The organism is Methanoregula sp. PtaB.Bin085 (assembly GCF_002067035.1).
Classification (GTDB): domain Archaea; phylum Halobacteriota; class Methanomicrobia; order Methanomicrobiales; family Methanospirillaceae; genus Methanoregula.
This window is the reverse complement of the sequence record NZ_MVQB01000062.1, coordinates 111,124-126,622: the sequence shown is the minus strand read 5'-3', so window position 1 is coordinate 126,622 and position 15,499 is coordinate 111,124. Positions and strand designations below refer to the sequence as shown.

Here is a 15,499-nt window from a genome sequence, read left to right as displayed (position 1 = left end):
ACCGGAGATTAATGTCTTTACCGGATCTCGCAACCAGGGCAACCTACGGTCGCCATTGAAATGTATCCGGCAGTTCCCGGTATACTGGTCCTGCGCGAAGGCTCTGCCTTCACAACCGAAGCGACCTCCGGTTGCAATTCATAGTTCCTCCGGCAGTCCCCGGCATAATGGCCTGGCGAGATGTCTGCGTGCCGTTGGCGGGACCTCATACCACCCGGGCTTCAGCGTCCGGCGGATTTCCTGAACGTCCGGTGCATCTGCCCGCGCACCGCACTTTTTGCATTTCCAGCCTTTTCCCCTGCCATCGCTCGTCATCCGTTTGCTGCAGGCCGGGCAGAGCGGCGGCCGGTTCCTTTCTGCCCGTACAAGAGAGATGATCTTCATCTTCTCAAGGTTGATGCTGCCCTTCTTGTAACTCCCGGCTGCGACAATTTCATCACCCGGAAGGAGCTGGCGGACGATGTGCCTGAAATTTTTGGTAGGCTCATATGCCATACACCTGACGGTATTGCCGCGGTCCAGTATCATGAACGATACGTGGCCGCCCGTCCCGGTCTTTGGTACATCTGCCACGGTCCCGCGGACCCGGTATGACAGCCCTTCCTGCAGCTGACCCGTGATACCGGAAAGCAGGTGGGCATCAGTGCCCTGATTGGTCACCCAGATCTGCTCGATGCCGGGTTTCTCGGATTCGATCATCTGCCGGGCTGCCATCACCCACTGCGGGCTCTCGCCCCGGATGCCGAACAGGACCGGATCGGGTGTGTGCGGGACGCAGACCACGACATCGTTGATGGTATCGACGGTGTCCCATGTATGGGGGAACGTTGCCGTTTCCGCGTCAAACAGGCTCTGCCGATCAACAGTACGCGGTGTGCCAAACCGTGCCGGCTCGCGGTAGACGAGTATTTCTGATGTCCTGTCAGGGAATTCGCTTGCCACGGCTGCAGTTGCGCCTATCAGGCCGCGCCGGTTCTTCCAGCCGCGATACCGGGCTCCGGTTTCCTCAAGGAGGGCTGTTGCTTCATCGATGGTGCAGAAGTCCGTCACTGCCTTCCGGTAAAACTCCCTATCCGGTTTCGTTTCCGAGACAACAAGGCCGGGATTGGTGTTGCTGCAGGAGAAATCGGCAAGCTCTTCCACAAGGCCGGACGCGATAGCGAATGCCCGGTCCGGATCTCCATCGACATCAAGCATGATTGCCGCGTTGCCCCGGGTCTTGAACGTCACGTTGGGATTGAGCCGGACGAGCCGGGCCTCGCGCACCCTCATGTGCTCCCGGATGAGCCTGCGGGCGAGCACTGCCCCGAGGTACGTGGTGCACATGCCCGCCGGCGAATCCGTATCATCGATCCCGATCAGCATGTCTATATTAATATATGGGCACGCTCCATCCATTTGTAACTGCATGTCCCAGGACCGCCAGCTCCAGCTTGTCATGAGCGTCATGATCACGGCCGGGTTTGAAGTCTCCGAGCGCTTTACCTTACGGCCCCGGAGTTTCGATCTCATCGCCCGCAACAACGGGACGCTGCTCGTGATCAAGGTGGTCTCCCATATCGACTCGGTGAGCGAGGAGGTGGCGTTCGATATCGAGCTCATCTCCCGGCTTCTGGGCGGGATCCCTCTGATCGTGGGCGAACGGGCCCGGGACGCTGAACTGGAGCGCGGGGCGGTCTATGTGCGGTACGGCATCTATGCCATCAGCCCCGCAACCCTGTACGATTACTTCGTGGAGAAGATCCCCCCGCTCGTATATGCCTCACCGGGCGGCCTGTACGTCAACATCAATGGCGACGCCCTCCGGGAGCTTCGCGAGCGCCGGAACATGTCGCTTGGCGATCTCGGGAACGTGCTCGGGGTGTCGCGGCGCACCATCAGCAAGTACGAGAGCGGGATGGGCACAACACTGGATGTGGCGATCCGGATCGAGGAATTCTTCGATACCGGTGTTGTCGAGGCAATCGATCTCGTAAAACATGAACCCCCCCGCGCCATGGACGTCGACAGGAAGGAGACCGGCACGCACCCGCAGAGCCCCATGGAGTTCCTTGAGCAGATCGGCGTCCACCTCCACACGCTCCACGGGGCGCCGTTCCAGGCGCTGCTCGAGTTCGACAAACACACGATCCTGACCGGCTATGGGCCGGCACAGAAAGTGGTGAAACGGGCCGCTCTCATCGGCAACCTCTCGCAGATCGCCAAGAAGCACGCCATGTGCGTCATCACCGATTACCACAAGGAGAAGAAGATCGGAAAGACACTGGTGATTGGCGAGAAGCGCCTCCACGCAATCGGGGACGGATTCGAACTCCTCGACCTGCTGGGCGAGTAACGGCCTTCTGTTTTTGCAGCCGCATCCTAGTAAATTTTTTTTATCGTGAAAAATTTGTTGTAAAGTACCCTCTTGATTGCCGGGTAAGTACTTGATTCACTAAGGGAGTACTTTACAACTTTTTCCGGTTTCCGGCGTGAACGTTACGGCCGATCGATCGGATCCCGATTGAAAAATTGCAGGCAGGGAGAGAGGGGGTGATTGAAATTTTTCTTCCGGGGATCGGTTGTCATGTTTTTTATGAAGGCAAAACGTTGTATTGTACCAACTCACCGCTGTAACAAAGTCCATCCCCGGTTACAAACTCTCCATACGCGGGCACATTTCCTGATCGACCGGGATGCCCAGAGTGCCGGTTTTCCTAATCTTTATATAGAACCACAAACCAATTTTAGTGCTAAAATTTGTGCTAAGTGGTGATTTTATGTCACAGCAACTTGGAGGACAACCAATTCTCATTCTCAAGGAAGGCAGCACCCGTACCCGCGGCCGCGATGCCCAGGGTATGAACATCACCGCCGCAAAGGCAGTGGCAGCCGCAGTAAGGACCACGCTCGGTCCCAAGGGCATGGACAAGATGCTCGTCGACACAATCGGCGACGTTGTGATTACCAACGACGGTGTCACGATCCTCAAGGAAATGGACATCGAGCACCCGGCCGCAAAGATGATGGTTGAAGTGGCAAAGACCCAGGACGCCGAAGTCGGCGACGGGACCACAACGGCAGTTGTCATCGGCGGCGAGCTCCTCAAGAAGGCAGAGGACCTCCTCGAACAGGACGTCCACCCGACCGTTATCGCAGCCGGTTACCGGCAGGCTGCCGAGAAGGCGCAGGCAATCTTAAAAGAGATCGCTTTCGATGTCAAGGCAAGCGACAAGGCCCTCTTAAAGAACATTGCCGGTACCGCCATGACCGGCAAGAGCGCAGAGGCAAGCAAGGACAAGCTCTGCGACCTTGTTGTCAGGGCAGTCACCATGGTCACCGATGACGACGGCACCGTGGATGTCGAGAACATCAAGGTCGAGAAGAAGACCGGCGGCTCGATCGAGGATTCCGAGATCGTTGAGGGCGTCCTCATCGACAAGGAACGTGTCCACCCGGCGATGCCGAAGAAGGTCACCAATGCAAAGATCCTCCTGCTTAACGCAGCAGTCGAGTTCAAGAAGACCGAAGTCGACGCCGAGATCAACATCACCTCCCCCGACCAGCTCCAGGCATTCCTTGACGAGGAAGAGCGGATGGTCAAGGGCATTGTCGACAAGATCGAGAAGAGCGGTGCAAACGTCCTCTTCTGCCAGAAGGGTATTGACGACATCGCCCAGCACTACCTTGCCAAGGCAGGGATCTTTGCAACCCGCCGCGTCAAGAAGAGCGACATGGAGAAACTCGTCCGGGCAACCGGCGCAAGCCTCGTCTCCTCCATCGATGCGATCGGCAAGGAAGAACTCGGCAAGGCCGGTCTCGTTGAAGAGCGCAAGGTTGGCGGCGAAGAGATGACCTTTGTCGAGCAGTGCAAGAACCCCAAGGCGGTCTCCATCATCGTCAAGGGCGGCACCGAGCACGTGGTCGACGAGCTCGAGCGCGCCATCCACGACGCACTCCGAGTTGTCGGTGTTGTTGTTGAGGACAAGAAGGTTGTTGCCGGTGGCGGCGCACCCGAGACAGAACTCTCGCTCCGCCTCCGCGAGTACGCGGCAACGGTCGGCGGCCGGGCCCAGCTCGCCATCGAGGCATTCGCAAGCGCTCTCGAAGTCATTCCCCGCACCCTCGCGGAGAACGCAGGTCTCGACCCCATCGACATGCTCGTCGAGATCCGTGCAGCCCACGAGAAGGGCAAGAAGACCCACGGCCTGAACGTGTTTGAGGGCAAGGCAGTTGACATGAAGGCTGCCGGCGTTGTCGAGCCGCTCCGCGTCAAGACCCAGGCAATCTCCTCTGCCGCAGAGGCAGCGGTCATGATCCTGCGCATTGACGATGTGATCGCCTCCTCCAAAGCTCCCGAGCCGGCACCCGGCGCAGGCGGCCCCGGCGGCATGGGCGGCATGGGCGGTATGCCCCCGGGTATGGGCGACTACTGATCCCACACCCCTTTTTATTATACATTTTTCTGTTACCATTGCACAAGGCCCATTCTCCGGGAAGGTTTGCACGGTTCAGGTGAACCAAAAAACCACTGCCGGCAGTATCGCCTGAATGAATTTTTATTATCACCGTCTGAGAATGATGAACCGCGGGACTGCCGGTTATGAATGTATTATCCCCCGGTTGCCACACGGAAAAGTAGTCGTTCGTATCGAAAAAACAACAGCAAAAAAGGGAAAAAACTATCAGCAGGTTATGATGAGGGCTTGTTCTCCGCGCTCCAGAGGGTTTCTCCCTTCCTGACTATGATTGCCCCTATCATTTCAGGATACGCGGGATCGGTAAATTCATAGATCCCTGTTTTCTCACCAAAGTCATAATTGAACTGGGCACCCTTCATCAGCTCTGCGGACGTGAACTTTCCGGCACTGTCACCGGTTGCCTTGACGATATGAACCCTGTTGTCATCGTTAATCCAGGTGACCATCGTGCCCGGGAGAACCGTCAGGGAATCCGGTTCGAATTTGTTGTCCCGGATATGGATTTCAAGTTTCCTGGTGGACGAGAATGTTGCAGACGACCAGGGAGTCTTTGTTGCCGATACATTGGATGTTGCCTCCGGGATTGCGGTAGTGGTGATAATTTTTGTCGGGGATGCCGTGGGCTGGGGAGTTGAAACTTCAGTCGGGACTTCTGTTGCGACAGCTGTTGTTGTGATGGTCTCAGCCGTGACTGCAGGTTTTGCCTGCTGGGTGGTACATCCGCCGGCAGCGGCAAGAAGCATCACCAGAATGAACACACCGATAATCGTCTTCATCAAATACAATTGAATCCGGCGTGTAATTAAATTTACCGCCAGTATTGCCTCGTTTTTCCGTTTACCGCAAATATCCGTGTCGGAGAGGGAAAACCGGGACAATTATCAGGCCAGATTATCGGCGCGCGGTTTATGACTCGGATCCGTACGGTGTGATTCCCGGGCATCAGGTTAATGAACCCGGACGTGCCCACTATCAACCATGAGCGACCGGTTCATCACAACACGATATTCCACAAACTGCTACCATTGTAAAAAAACCGCGGACCAGATTATTACTGCCGTACCGAACCAGGCCAAGGTCGTCTGCAACAACTGCGGCGCTGCCCGGGTTTTCGTGCCCCGCATCGAGGATGTCAGCAGGGAAGGTGAATATATCAGGATCGGCTGCTATGATCAATGGAAGCTGGTCGAGACTGCAACCTGCCGGAACTGCCATGTGACCGGTCCCCATGATATGACCATCGGCTGCAGGCACTTCATTATCCGGTGCCGGAACTGCGGTTTTACCCATTTCTATAAATTCGATCTCGAATATTTTGAAAATGAGACAACGGGATCCTGAAAAAACCTGTATTTTTTCAGGCTCCCTGGCAGTCACATGCAGTCAGGGTATTGTATTGGTCCGCATACTCTCCCAGCACGGCACAGAGGCGGGTCTTATGCTGGGGATTCTTTGTGAGGATGAAAAAGACGATCTCGTTGTCGGTGATGGTTTCCGGTCGCGAGTGCGTGAGAGATGCAAGCTCCCTGCACCGCTTTCTGATATATCCCTCTCTGATGACCCGCGGGAGGTGCTGGTAGATCATCAGAACTGACTGATGGTCCATCCGATCGAATATCCGCTTCACCTCGTCAAACAGCAGGTGCCGCTGGGTCGGGTTCTTCACTTCAAGACCGGTATCGGGATCGAGAAAGACCAGGGAGCTGGACGGAAACCTGTCGAATACTTTTTTGAAATAATTCTCGCGGTGCTCGTGGGAAAACGTATCCCTGTGCAGGACGTCGACGACAATATTCTCCTTCCTGAAATAGGACTGGATCCCATGGAAGTACGCGAGATCGTCATCGATCTCCTGGAGCCGGCCGAGATCCTCCATCAGCTCGCGGTTCCGGGTTCCTGCCCTGCCCTTTTTCACGGCAAGCCCAAGATCTTTTGTCCTTGTCGTTTTCTTTCCGGAGACCGGTTCATCCTCCGTGAGCATCGGGACGAATGTAAAGCTTCCGAGTTCCGGGAATGCTTTCATGATATGGCGGACAAGGTCGAACTTGAACAGGTCGCGGGCATCGCCAAAGAACATTCGGTTCAAAATATTTTCCTCCTGTGATGGTATTCGCGGGGAGGTTCAAAAAGGTGCCGAAGAAATGAGGATTACTTCTCTTCGCGAACCATCTCGATGGCTTTCTTGGGGCACTCGTTGGAACAGATACCGCAGCCCTTGCAGAAGGTGAGGTCGATCTCAAGATCTTCATTGATGACTGCATCGGGGCAGTAGGTTGCGCAAAGACCGCAGGCATTGCACTTCTCCTTATCGACAACAGGCCGGAAAACCCGCCAGGTTCCGGTCTTGCCTGCCGCACCCTGCACCGGCCTGCTGATAGCCAGCCGTTCGCGTTTCAGTGCAGGGGTCATGCGCTCATCTCCCGGAATGCGGCCTCAGCAGCCTTGACATTGCGTTCATCGGTAAACATCTCCCGGATTGCCTTCTTTGCCGATTCCACGGAGACAATCCCCATTTTTGCAAGGGCTCCGATGACCGGCGTGTTGAGAATCGGGCTTCCGGAAACCACGAGGTTCTCTTTCAGGGCGATGCCGGTCAGGTCCACATTGCTTGACACGTAGCCGGAAAAGGTCTTCTTCTGCTGGCTGTTGACGAAAACCTTCCCGCCGGCTTTGAGTCCCTGCAGTACATCGACAACGTCCATGACGCTTGCGTCAAGTACCACGACCATATCCGGTTTCCTGATCTGGCTGTATATCCTGATGGGCTTGTCATCGATCCGGACAAACGAAACGATCGGGGCACCGCGGCGCTCTGCCCCGTAGAATGGGGCAGCGGTTGCGTATTTCCCGTCATAGATTGCGGCAAGCGCCAGAAGCCGGGCTGCAGTAACACCGCCCTGCCCGCCACGCGAGTGTATGCGTATCTCAAACATATTTGTCCACCCCGAACCAGAACTCCGTTCCCATACAACGGTGCCGGACAAAGTCTGCAATGTCCTCATAGGTGACCTCCTGGCCACCGATTCCCGCGATGATGCTCGCCACCTGTTCTTTTGTCTGTGCCGTGATCTCTGTTGCCAGGATCCCGCCGCGCCCGAACGAGTAATCACGGTCGATGACAACGACCTGCTTTCCCTTCAGGTTCAGTTTGGGGAACGGCCGCAACCAGCGCAGGCGCATGGACCCGGCCTTAACCCCCTCCTGCCTGAGCATGTCGACAGCGACTTCTGCCTCTTTCCCGAGGGTACCCATCGCGACAATAATCACCTCCGCGTCCCCGCACAGGTAATCCTCGGTGAAACCGTACTTGCGGCCGAACCGCTTCGCGAACTCCTCCTGGGTCTTCTCGATCACCTTCACGGCATCCCGCATCGAGCGCTCGATATCCCAGCGGACCCTGAACTGCTGGTCGGGCCCGGTCAGGCCGCCATATCCCGCCGGGTTCTTTGTATCGATCGCATGCGGGAGGCTCATCGGGGGTATGAAATCGCCGGGATCGATCGTGTCGAGAGGCTGCATGATATGGGACAGGAGGAATCCGTCGAGGTTGATCATCACCGGCAGGAGCACGTCGTTGTGTTCCGCGATCCGGAACGCCATCAGGGTAGCATCGTATGCTTCCTGCACCGTGCTCACGTACACCTGCAGCCAGCCGGTGTCGCGCTCCTGCAGGGCATCGGTATGTTCCGCCCAGATGTTCCAGCCGGGCCCGAGCGAACGGTTCACATTCGCCATGACGACCGGCAGTCGTGCTCCTGCCGCCCAGTTCGTCATCTCGTGCATGTACAGGAGCCCGTGGGAGCTTGTGGCGGTGAATGTCCGGGCGCCCGTGATGCTTGCACCAATGCAGGCTGCCATTGCCGAGTGCTCGCTCTCCACCGGGATGTACCGGCTCTTCAGTTCCCCCCCGGATACGAACTCAGCGATCTGCTCCACGATCTCGGTCTGGGGCGTGATGGGATATGCCGCGATGACATCCGGTCGTACCTGCTTCACCGCTTCGGCAACGGCCTTGTTGCCGGTTGCGATCTTTTTCATGGTGCCGCCTCCTCCGCTGCAAGTCTGGCCAGGTTCCGTGCGATCCGCTGTTTTATGATATCCACCGTCTTTGCATCGATACCCTTGAACCGTCCCTGCGGGGCAAGGTAATCCTCGAGCGGGATAGGTTTCTTCATCGCTGCTTTTGACTGGGCGCCGATCGTCAGTCTGCCATATTCGCGCTCATAGAGAACCCACATGCCGGACTTCACCGCAAGCTTGCCCATCTCGACGGTCTTCTCGGTCGAATACCTCCAGCCGGGAGGGCAGGGGGCAAGGACATGGATGAATGTGGGACCGCGGAAGGTGAGGGCTTTCTGGACTTTCTTGAAGAGGTCCTGCGGGTACGCGGCGGCGGCGGTTGCCTGGTATGGCGGGTCGTGGGCGGCGATGATTGCGTCGATGTCTTTCTTGGCATCGGTCTTGCCCGCAGGGGTTGTCGTGGTCCTTGCCCCGAGCGGCGTTGCACCGGATCGCTGCATGCCGGTGTTGCCGTAGGCTTCGTTGTCGTAGCAGATATAGAGGAAATCCGTCCCCCGTTCAAATGCTCCGGACATGGCCTGGATCCCGATATCAAGCGTTCCGCCGTCTCCGGCATAGACGATAACATTTGTCTTCTTCCCGGCTGCACGGAACGCGTTGCTCATCCCGGAAGCGCAGGCCGCAGCTGCCCCGAACGCGATATTGTACACCGGGACGTTGAAGGCGGTGTTCGGCCAGATTCCCTGGATGACACTGGTGCAGCATGCGGGAACGACGAGCACGGTATCGGGCCCTGCCGCCTTGAGCACGTACCTGAGGGCGAGCGAATCGCTGCACCCGGCACAGGCAGACGTGCATTTCAGCACGTATTCTTCTTTGGGTATTTCGGCGATGGTATCCAACTCCTGCAGTGGTGGTGAACGGATCCTCAAACGCGAGCACGCGATCGTTGATCTGTCATTAGTATCATCACTGCGGGTGAAAAAAGTATCAGATCCGGTCCGGCCGCCACGGATAGCAGTCAGGACGCCCGGAAGACGAGCCGCCCTTCGATATGCCGGTTCAGGTTCGGGTGGGCCTGCAGGTATTCCTCAAGGACACTTACTGTTGACGTGGCAATTACTTTTGTCCCTCCCAGCGCGGTCAGGTCCTCCCTGGTGATGTTCAGATTCTTCTCACAATTATCAGCATGATACCCGATGAGCCCGAGGGTATAGTACCGGTCCTCATCCACCGGTTCACCATGGATCCCGAGCGATTCAAGCATCTTTTTCCGGTCATTGTACACTGCCCTGACCGCACCATTCACCTCGTAACACTCCCCCTCGCCGTCCCGGTTATCCGGGCGCATGATGTGGGAGAAGATACCTTTCAGCTGGCTCCCCGTGATCGTGTACCGTTTCAGGGTTTCGTCAAACGGGAAACACGCCCTGAAATCGCCAAGGGTTACTGCAGGGCCGAGCTCCTTTGACCGGATTGCCCCCGATCCCATCAGCATCACATCGCAGGTGGCGGTTTCCGCGAAAATGTCTGCCACAAGGTTCCCGAGCGTTGATTCCTCCTCGCGGCAGGGATGGGTCAGGGTTGTGGCGAATTTACAGAGCAGTGTCTTGTATTTCCGGTCAACAACGTCCCGGAACGAGTCGATGAATGCCAGGAGCTTCTGATCCGGCGGGGCGGTTTTTTCACAGACCGGCACAAGATTCCATGTCCACTCCGTGATACTGTTGGTGTCGTCGTCAACGGTGATGTCGAACCGCCCGATCTGGTTGGTCCCGACACCGGCCTGGACGATCAGGATATCGTTTTCACGTGCCGGCTGATCGAGTATCGTATGTGAATGCCCGCCGATGATAATGTCAACGCCCCACGCGGGATCCAGCATCCGTGCAAGCTCCCGATCCGATTCAAAACCGATATGGGTAAGAAGCACTGTGAGATCGATATCGCTGTTCTTATATGCGTTGCAGATCCTGCCAACCTCATGCCGTGCTTCCTCAAGCGAAATGAAACTCCCGATCTCGGTATCTCGGATGATTGAATCCATCACTTTTTCCGTGATAATCCCGATGAAGAGGATGTCGAATCCCGCTTTTTTGAGGATAACATGCGGCATCATCAGACGCTTGTGGTATTTTTTGATATACAGATTCGCATTGACAATAGGGAAATTGGCCATCCTTTCCAGGAAGAGGAGATGTTCAAGCCCATAGTCAAGCTCATGGTTTCCGAGCGTCGCAACGTCCGGGGAGAGATAATTCATGATCTCGATCGTTGAGACCCCGCGGTATTCCGAATCGATCAGGGAACCCTGGACCATGTCCCCGGCGATAACGTACAGGACGTTCTCTTCCTCACTTCGTACCCTGTTGATATAACCGGACAGGAGGGCAAGCCCGCCAATCATCTCCCCGGAACCACTGCCAGCCTCAGCGAGAAAATCGCCATGCATGTCGTTTGAATGCAGAATGGTGAATTTCTTCGTATGCATGCAGAGAAAATCCGACGGAAGACAGTTATGTGTTGTGATTTTATCCGGACGGGAACTGAGATATGGTCGGCGCTTTTTATGAAGATTCCCGGTTGATCCGGTAGAGTCCCCCGGGTATGGCAATCTCAAACCGGACTCCTGATCCCGGTACACCGGTCTCCTGGATAGTCATATCCGAGATCTCGAGAATGTCATGGACAAAGAACAGGGAGAAACCGGCAGCCGAACCGGCGCCAGGGACGAAGAGGTCTTTTTTCTTTTCCACGGGGATACCGATCCCGTCGTCTTCATACACGAGCACGAGCCCGGTTGCAGTCTCCTGGCAGGCGATATGGATTTTCGTTGCTTTTTTCCCGTGCTTCAGGGTATTTTCGATCAGGTGGGAGAAAACCTTCTCGATGACCGGGTCGCAGAAGAGCTCAAGGTCATGGAGCTCCATCTCGATCTTCAGCGATCCCATCTCCCTGACGGATACAATCGTGTGAAGTACCCGCGGGAGACTCACCCACCGGGGGGGATGGATGCCCATCTCCTGGTACTCCCTGGTATACTGGAGCTGGCGGTGGATGATCCTGAGGACATCTTCCCCGCGGTCCATGAATTTTTTCAGTTTCTCGTCAGTGAGCCGGTCTTTTGAGCGTTCCACGTATCCCATGAGGCCGGTGATCTTGTTCTGGATATCGTGCCAGGCAACGATATTCATCAGCTGCAGTTTCTGGTTGGCAATCCGGAGCGCACGCTCTTCCCGCTTTCTCCGCGATATATCCCGCGAGATGGCGATGACATAGTTCTTTTCCCTGAATTTTGCAAGACGTGTGCTCATCTCGACGGGCAGGAGGGATCCGTCTTTTTTTATCGTCTCGGTCTCGAACCTTGCCTCCCCGCGTGTCAGGAGTTCCATCATGATGGCCCGCGACCGCTGGGAAAGATCCCGGGAACAGAGATCGAGCAGGCTTTTTTGTACCAGTTCGTCCCGTGTATATCCGGTCTGGTGAACGGCCACCTCATTGGTATCCGCAATTTTTCCGGGCATACCCGATGCGGTGATCTCAAAAAGGTACATCGCATCGTTGGAATGCTCAAAGATGAGCCGGAACCGTTCCTCGCGCTCGATGAGTGCCTGTTCGGCACGTTTCCGCTCGTGGACGGCATGGGTGTTGATAACGATACCGTTTACGCCCGGTACATCGAGCAGGTTCACTCCGACGGACTCCACGTAGATGCTGTTCCCGTCAGCGGTGAGCATGCGGTACTCTGTCGGTACTCCCGGGTTTGTGCGGGAATACACCTCGTCGAGATCTGCTGCAACACGTTCGCGGTCATCAGGATGGATGAGATCGAGAAGACGCTGGTTATTCTGGGATTCTACGGGATACCCCAGGATCTTCCGGAGTGCCGGGGAGCTGTAGACCAGCCTTCGCTCCCCGTCAAGGATCTGGATGATGTCCGGGGAATTCTGAATGAGGGTTCGGAACCGGGTTTCGCTCTGTTCGAGTTCTTCTTCTGCTTTTCTCTTCTCGGAGATATCCCGGAAGAACACGGTCATCCTGTTCTGTGCCAGCGGGACCGCGTGAATCTCGAAAATGCCTGATCCCCCAACGGTCATGTACTCAAAAGCATCATCATGGAATGGTTTTCCCTCGCGTATGACCCTGCGGAAGGCTTCGGGTATCCCGGCGGGGGCAGGCATCGGGAAAGCCTCTTCAAGAGTCATCCCGATAAACCGGGTGCAGTCGGTACCAAGTATCCTGTCCGCAGACCTGTTTCCGCCGATAAACACCAGGCTCCCGTCTTCGTGCAGTTCACAGACGAAGGAGCCGAACGGCGCAACATCAAGGATCGACTGGAGCCGCTGTTCTGCTTCACGGAGTGCGGTCTGTGCCTTCTTCCGTTCCGTCAGGTCGATTGCGATGCAGTGAAGTGTTGTGCTCTTTTTTGGAATTTTTACAACGGCAAGGGTGACAAAGACGGGCACGCGTGTACGGTTCTTATTCAGGAAGTCGCGTTCTTCCAACGGCACGGGAATACCGGTCTTCTCCATATCCCTGCATGTTTCGGTAACCTCATCACGGAATTCGGGCGGGATGAGCAGCTCGCGGATGTCCTTGCCAATAGCCTCCTCTGCAGTAAACCCGAACATTTTCGCGCTGGCCTGGTTCCATGAGATGATCGAAAAATCCGGCCCGAACGCCAGTACGGCTACGGACGGAACGTACTCAAGGAGAATACGGAACCGCTCTTCGGTTTCTTTGAGTGCATCCTCGTTTCGTTTCCGTTCGGCGATCTCGCGGGCAATACCGATGATACCGGCAGTGTCACGACCATCGGAGCGGACTCGCATATTCACGTCGAACGGGATGAGGCTGTCATCCTTTGCCCGGAGATATACCTCAAAGAAAGCATCTGATGCATCTCCCTCTTTTTTTCTTGCGAGAATTTCCTGCACGTATTGCCGGGACTCCGGCCTGATGAATTCAAGAATGTTTCTCCCAATCATCTCTTCCGGCTGGTAACCAAGGAGCGGGATCACAGCCGGACTTATCGATGTAATCTCCCCGGAAAAACCGATGGTATACATGATATCGATCGACCGGTTCACCAGTTCCCGGTACTGCTCCTCGCTTTGCCGGAGGGCAACCTCGGCTTTTTTACGGCCGGTGATATCCCGCCGGATGCCCCAGAGCGCGGTAACACAGCCATCCCGGACAACACCGTTCAGGGTACTGGAAAACCAGCGGATCCGGCCGGTCGGGTCGCGTTCTTCGCTCTCGTAACCCGCGATCTGATACCCGTTTCGGATGAAGGTTCGCATACATTCGATCATGGCGGGGTCATGAATGTCGATAACCAGCGAGAGTTTTTGCCCGGCCAGTTCCCCGGCATGTTCAAAACCATACATCCGAGCAATCGCATCGTTGCATTCAGCAATATATCCGGATTCAAGCAGGAGGGTAATCTGTTCATCAGCCGGAAGTGTTACGGAAATTTTTCTGTCTGATTCAGACCTGAAAATCCCATCGCTGCTGTCAGTGATAAATGCCCGGTACCGTTCCCCGCTCTGCCGGAGGACATCCCGGTCTTTCTTCAGTTCCGAGACATCGAAGAAGGACCCGATGAGCACATCCCTGCCGGAGATGTGTGCCGGTACTACGCTCATGTGTACCGGAATAGTCCGTCCGTCTGCGGTGCGGATTACCCGCTCCGATTCATCCACCTTCCCGCCGGGATCAGGTACCGGGGTCCTGCCATTTTCCGCAGGGCAGATGAAATTGTGGCAGACAGCACCGATAATGTTCTCCCGGGGCGCCCCGATCATCTCCCGTGCCCGGGGGTTGGCATCGGAAATGATATGGGTTGTCGCATCAACGACAAGGATTCCGGCATCTGCCGATTCAACGATCGCCTGGAACCGGTCTTTTGTCATCTGGGTTTCGGCCAGCTCGGTTTTCAGTCTCGTGATATCGGTGACGAAACCTTCAGCAGCCACAGGTTTGTTTTCAGTATCCCGGACAAGGGCAGTCCTGAAATATCCCCAGCGTACCGTACCGTTCCGGTGCACGATCCGGAATTCAGCCGGAGGGGGCGCCCTGCCCTGAATCAGGAGTTCCAGCTGCCGTCCGAACGCATCCTTATCTGACGAATGGATCAACTCATAGAGCAGGCCGGGTTTCCGTGCGAATTCTTCCGGAGTGTATCCGGTGAACGCGTGTGCTTCCGGGCTCACAAATTCATACTTCCCCTCCGGGAGGGACATACGATACAGGAAATCGGGTGCATCCGCAGCCAGCCGCCGGAACCGCTCTTCACGTTCGATCAGTTCCATCTCGTGCTGTTTCCGGGCTGTACTATCAAGGGCGATAATTGCGGCACCGGTGATACAACCCGTTTCGTTGCAGATCGGATAGGCGGAGATATCGATGAACCTGCGGTTGTGAGCGTTGTCCCCGAAGAAATCGCTGACAGATCCCTCGTCTCCTGCAAACGCCTGACGGACAAGCTCGTGGATATTCTGGTAATCTCGTTCCACATAAAAGGCCGTTTTCAGGTTTTCCCCCAGGCTGATCTCATTCCCGTACAATTCGCGAACAAGATCGATATGTTTCCTGTTGAAATTCGTATACCTGTATCCGGGATCAACGGAAAAAATCGCAGCATTGGCCCCGTCAATTATTGCCTGCAGCAGCGAACATCGGAGGTTCAGCCGTTTCTCGCTCTCTTTCAGGTTCTGGATGAGCGACCGGAGATCAGGTGGTTTTTTCCGGGATTCCTGCTGGTATGAAAGACGATCATCATTCTGGGAAGCCGCCGATATCTCCGGATTTTCCGGTATCTCCCTTCCGTTCTTTTCAGGCATAATTCCTCCCCGGATCCGGGAATACTCAAGGAACGTTTCTCCAGCTGATATGATAAAAAATGTGGTCGGATTGAGATTTTCTGATGGCACTATCTTTTTTCACTTTCGCCCCGCCCGGTCCGGGGTTTATTATGCTGGTGTATCAACAAGGTATGTGGGGAGGAGGTATAACCC

Annotated in this window: 12 protein-coding genes; 3 read left to right on the top strand and 9 right to left on the bottom strand. The window is 55.9% G+C overall.

Translation table 11 applies throughout. The features are described from left to right. Window positions 1-138 precede the first annotated feature (138 nt). Window positions 139-1,365 (bottom strand): tRNA(Ile)(2)-agmatinylcytidine synthase, encoded by a 1,227-nt coding sequence (locus tag A4E33_RS14350; RefSeq protein WP_292349149.1) that lies wholly within the window; start codon window positions 1,363-1,365, stop codon window positions 139-141. Between the two features lie 43 nt (window positions 1,366-1,408). Here A4E33_RS14350 and A4E33_RS14345 point away from each other — a divergent pair, with 43 nt between their 5' ends. Then, window positions 1,409-2,335 carry a transcriptional regulator gene (locus A4E33_RS14345; RefSeq protein ID WP_292349147.1) on the top strand — a complete coding sequence of 309 codons (927 nt, stop codon included), beginning with the start codon at window positions 1,409-1,411 and terminating at the stop codon, window positions 2,333-2,335. Between the two features lie 424 nt (window positions 2,336-2,759). Further along, on the top strand, window positions 2,760-4,415 hold the full coding sequence (gene thsA / locus A4E33_RS14340; RefSeq protein WP_292349145.1) for a thermosome subunit alpha: 1,656 nt from the start codon (window positions 2,760-2,762) through the stop codon (window positions 4,413-4,415). 257 nt (window positions 4,416-4,672) lie between these two features. Here the strand turns inward: thsA and A4E33_RS14335 are convergent, their stop codons facing one another. Next, window positions 4,673-5,236: a cupredoxin domain-containing protein gene (locus tag A4E33_RS14335; protein WP_292349144.1), complete on the bottom strand. Its 564-nt coding sequence runs from the start codon at window positions 5,234-5,236 to the stop codon at window positions 4,673-4,675. 202 nt (window positions 5,237-5,438) lie between these two features. On the opposite strand from A4E33_RS14335, the gene A4E33_RS14330 reads away from it, so the two are divergent. Next, entirely contained in the window at window positions 5,439-5,801 is a 363-nt protein-coding gene (locus A4E33_RS14330) for a hypothetical protein (protein ID WP_292349142.1), read from the top strand. Between the two features lie 16 nt (window positions 5,802-5,817). On the opposite strand, the gene A4E33_RS14325 is transcribed toward A4E33_RS14330, so the two are convergent. The 7 genes from A4E33_RS14325 to A4E33_RS14295 all read right to left on the bottom strand — a co-directional run bounded on the left by A4E33_RS14325 (window position 5,818) and on the right by A4E33_RS14295 (window position 15,325). Beyond that, window positions 5,818-6,546, bottom strand: a complete 729-nt coding sequence (locus A4E33_RS14325) for a hypothetical protein (protein ID WP_292349140.1) — start codon at window positions 6,544-6,546, stop codon at window positions 5,818-5,820. 62 nt (window positions 6,547-6,608) lie between these two features. Continuing rightward, window positions 6,609-6,869, bottom strand: coding sequence for a 4Fe-4S binding protein (locus tag A4E33_RS14320; protein ID WP_292349138.1), 261 nt, complete (start codon window positions 6,867-6,869; stop codon window positions 6,609-6,611). Then, window positions 6,866-7,393 (bottom strand): 2-oxoacid:acceptor oxidoreductase family protein, encoded by a 528-nt coding sequence (locus A4E33_RS14315; protein ID WP_292349137.1) that lies wholly within the window; start codon window positions 7,391-7,393, stop codon window positions 6,866-6,868. Before A4E33_RS14315 ends, A4E33_RS14320 begins: the two co-directional genes overlap by 4 nt. Next, entirely contained in the window at window positions 7,386-8,498 is a 1,113-nt protein-coding gene (gene porA / locus A4E33_RS14310; protein WP_292349135.1) for a pyruvate ferredoxin oxidoreductase, read from the bottom strand. The genes A4E33_RS14315 and porA overlap by 8 nt, the downstream gene beginning before the upstream one ends. Beyond that, the gene (locus A4E33_RS14305) at window positions 8,495-9,373 is read right to left on the bottom strand and encodes a thiamine pyrophosphate-dependent enzyme (protein WP_292349247.1); all 879 of its coding nucleotides are present in this window, start codon (window positions 9,371-9,373) and stop codon (window positions 8,495-8,497) included. Before A4E33_RS14305 ends, porA begins: the two co-directional genes overlap by 4 nt. Window positions 9,374-9,501: 128 nt before the next feature. Further along, the gene (locus A4E33_RS14300; protein WP_292349133.1) at window positions 9,502-10,971 is read right to left on the bottom strand and encodes a bifunctional UDP-sugar hydrolase/5'-nucleotidase; all 1,470 of its coding nucleotides are present in this window, start codon (window positions 10,969-10,971) and stop codon (window positions 9,502-9,504) included. A gap of 76 nt (window positions 10,972-11,047) precedes the next feature. After that, window positions 11,048-15,325, bottom strand: a complete 4,278-nt coding sequence (locus A4E33_RS14295) for a PAS domain S-box protein (RefSeq protein ID WP_292349131.1) — start codon at window positions 15,323-15,325, stop codon at window positions 11,048-11,050. Between the last annotated feature and the right edge of the window lie 174 nt (window positions 15,326-15,499).

Coding starts and splice junctions, on each gene's coding strand:
- A4E33_RS14295 (WP_292349131.1), bottom strand. CDS start 15,325: ATGCCTGAAAAGAACGGAAGGGAGATACCGGAAAATCCGGAGATATCG.
- A4E33_RS14350 (WP_292349149.1), bottom strand. CDS start 1,365: ATGCTGATCGGGATCGATGATACGGATTCGCCGGCGGGCATGTGCACC.
- thsA (WP_292349145.1), top strand. CDS start 2,760: ATGTCACAGCAACTTGGAGGACAACCAATTCTCATTCTCAAGGAAGGC.
- A4E33_RS14320 (WP_292349138.1), bottom strand. CDS start 6,869: ATGACCCCTGCACTGAAACGCGAACGGCTGGCTATCAGCAGGCCGGTG.
- A4E33_RS14345 (WP_292349147.1), top strand. CDS start 1,409: ATGTCCCAGGACCGCCAGCTCCAGCTTGTCATGAGCGTCATGATCACG.
- A4E33_RS14315 (WP_292349137.1), bottom strand. CDS start 7,393: ATGTTTGAGATACGCATACACTCGCGTGGCGGGCAGGGCGGTGTTACT.
- porA (WP_292349135.1), bottom strand. CDS start 8,498: ATGAAAAAGATCGCAACCGGCAACAAGGCCGTTGCCGAAGCGGTGAAG.
- A4E33_RS14300 (WP_292349133.1), bottom strand. CDS start 10,971: ATGCATACGAAGAAATTCACCATTCTGCATTCAAACGACATGCATGGC.
- A4E33_RS14335 (WP_292349144.1), bottom strand. CDS start 5,236: ATGAAGACGATTATCGGTGTGTTCATTCTGGTGATGCTTCTTGCCGCT.
- A4E33_RS14330 (WP_292349142.1), top strand. CDS start 5,439: ATGAGCGACCGGTTCATCACAACACGATATTCCACAAACTGCTACCAT.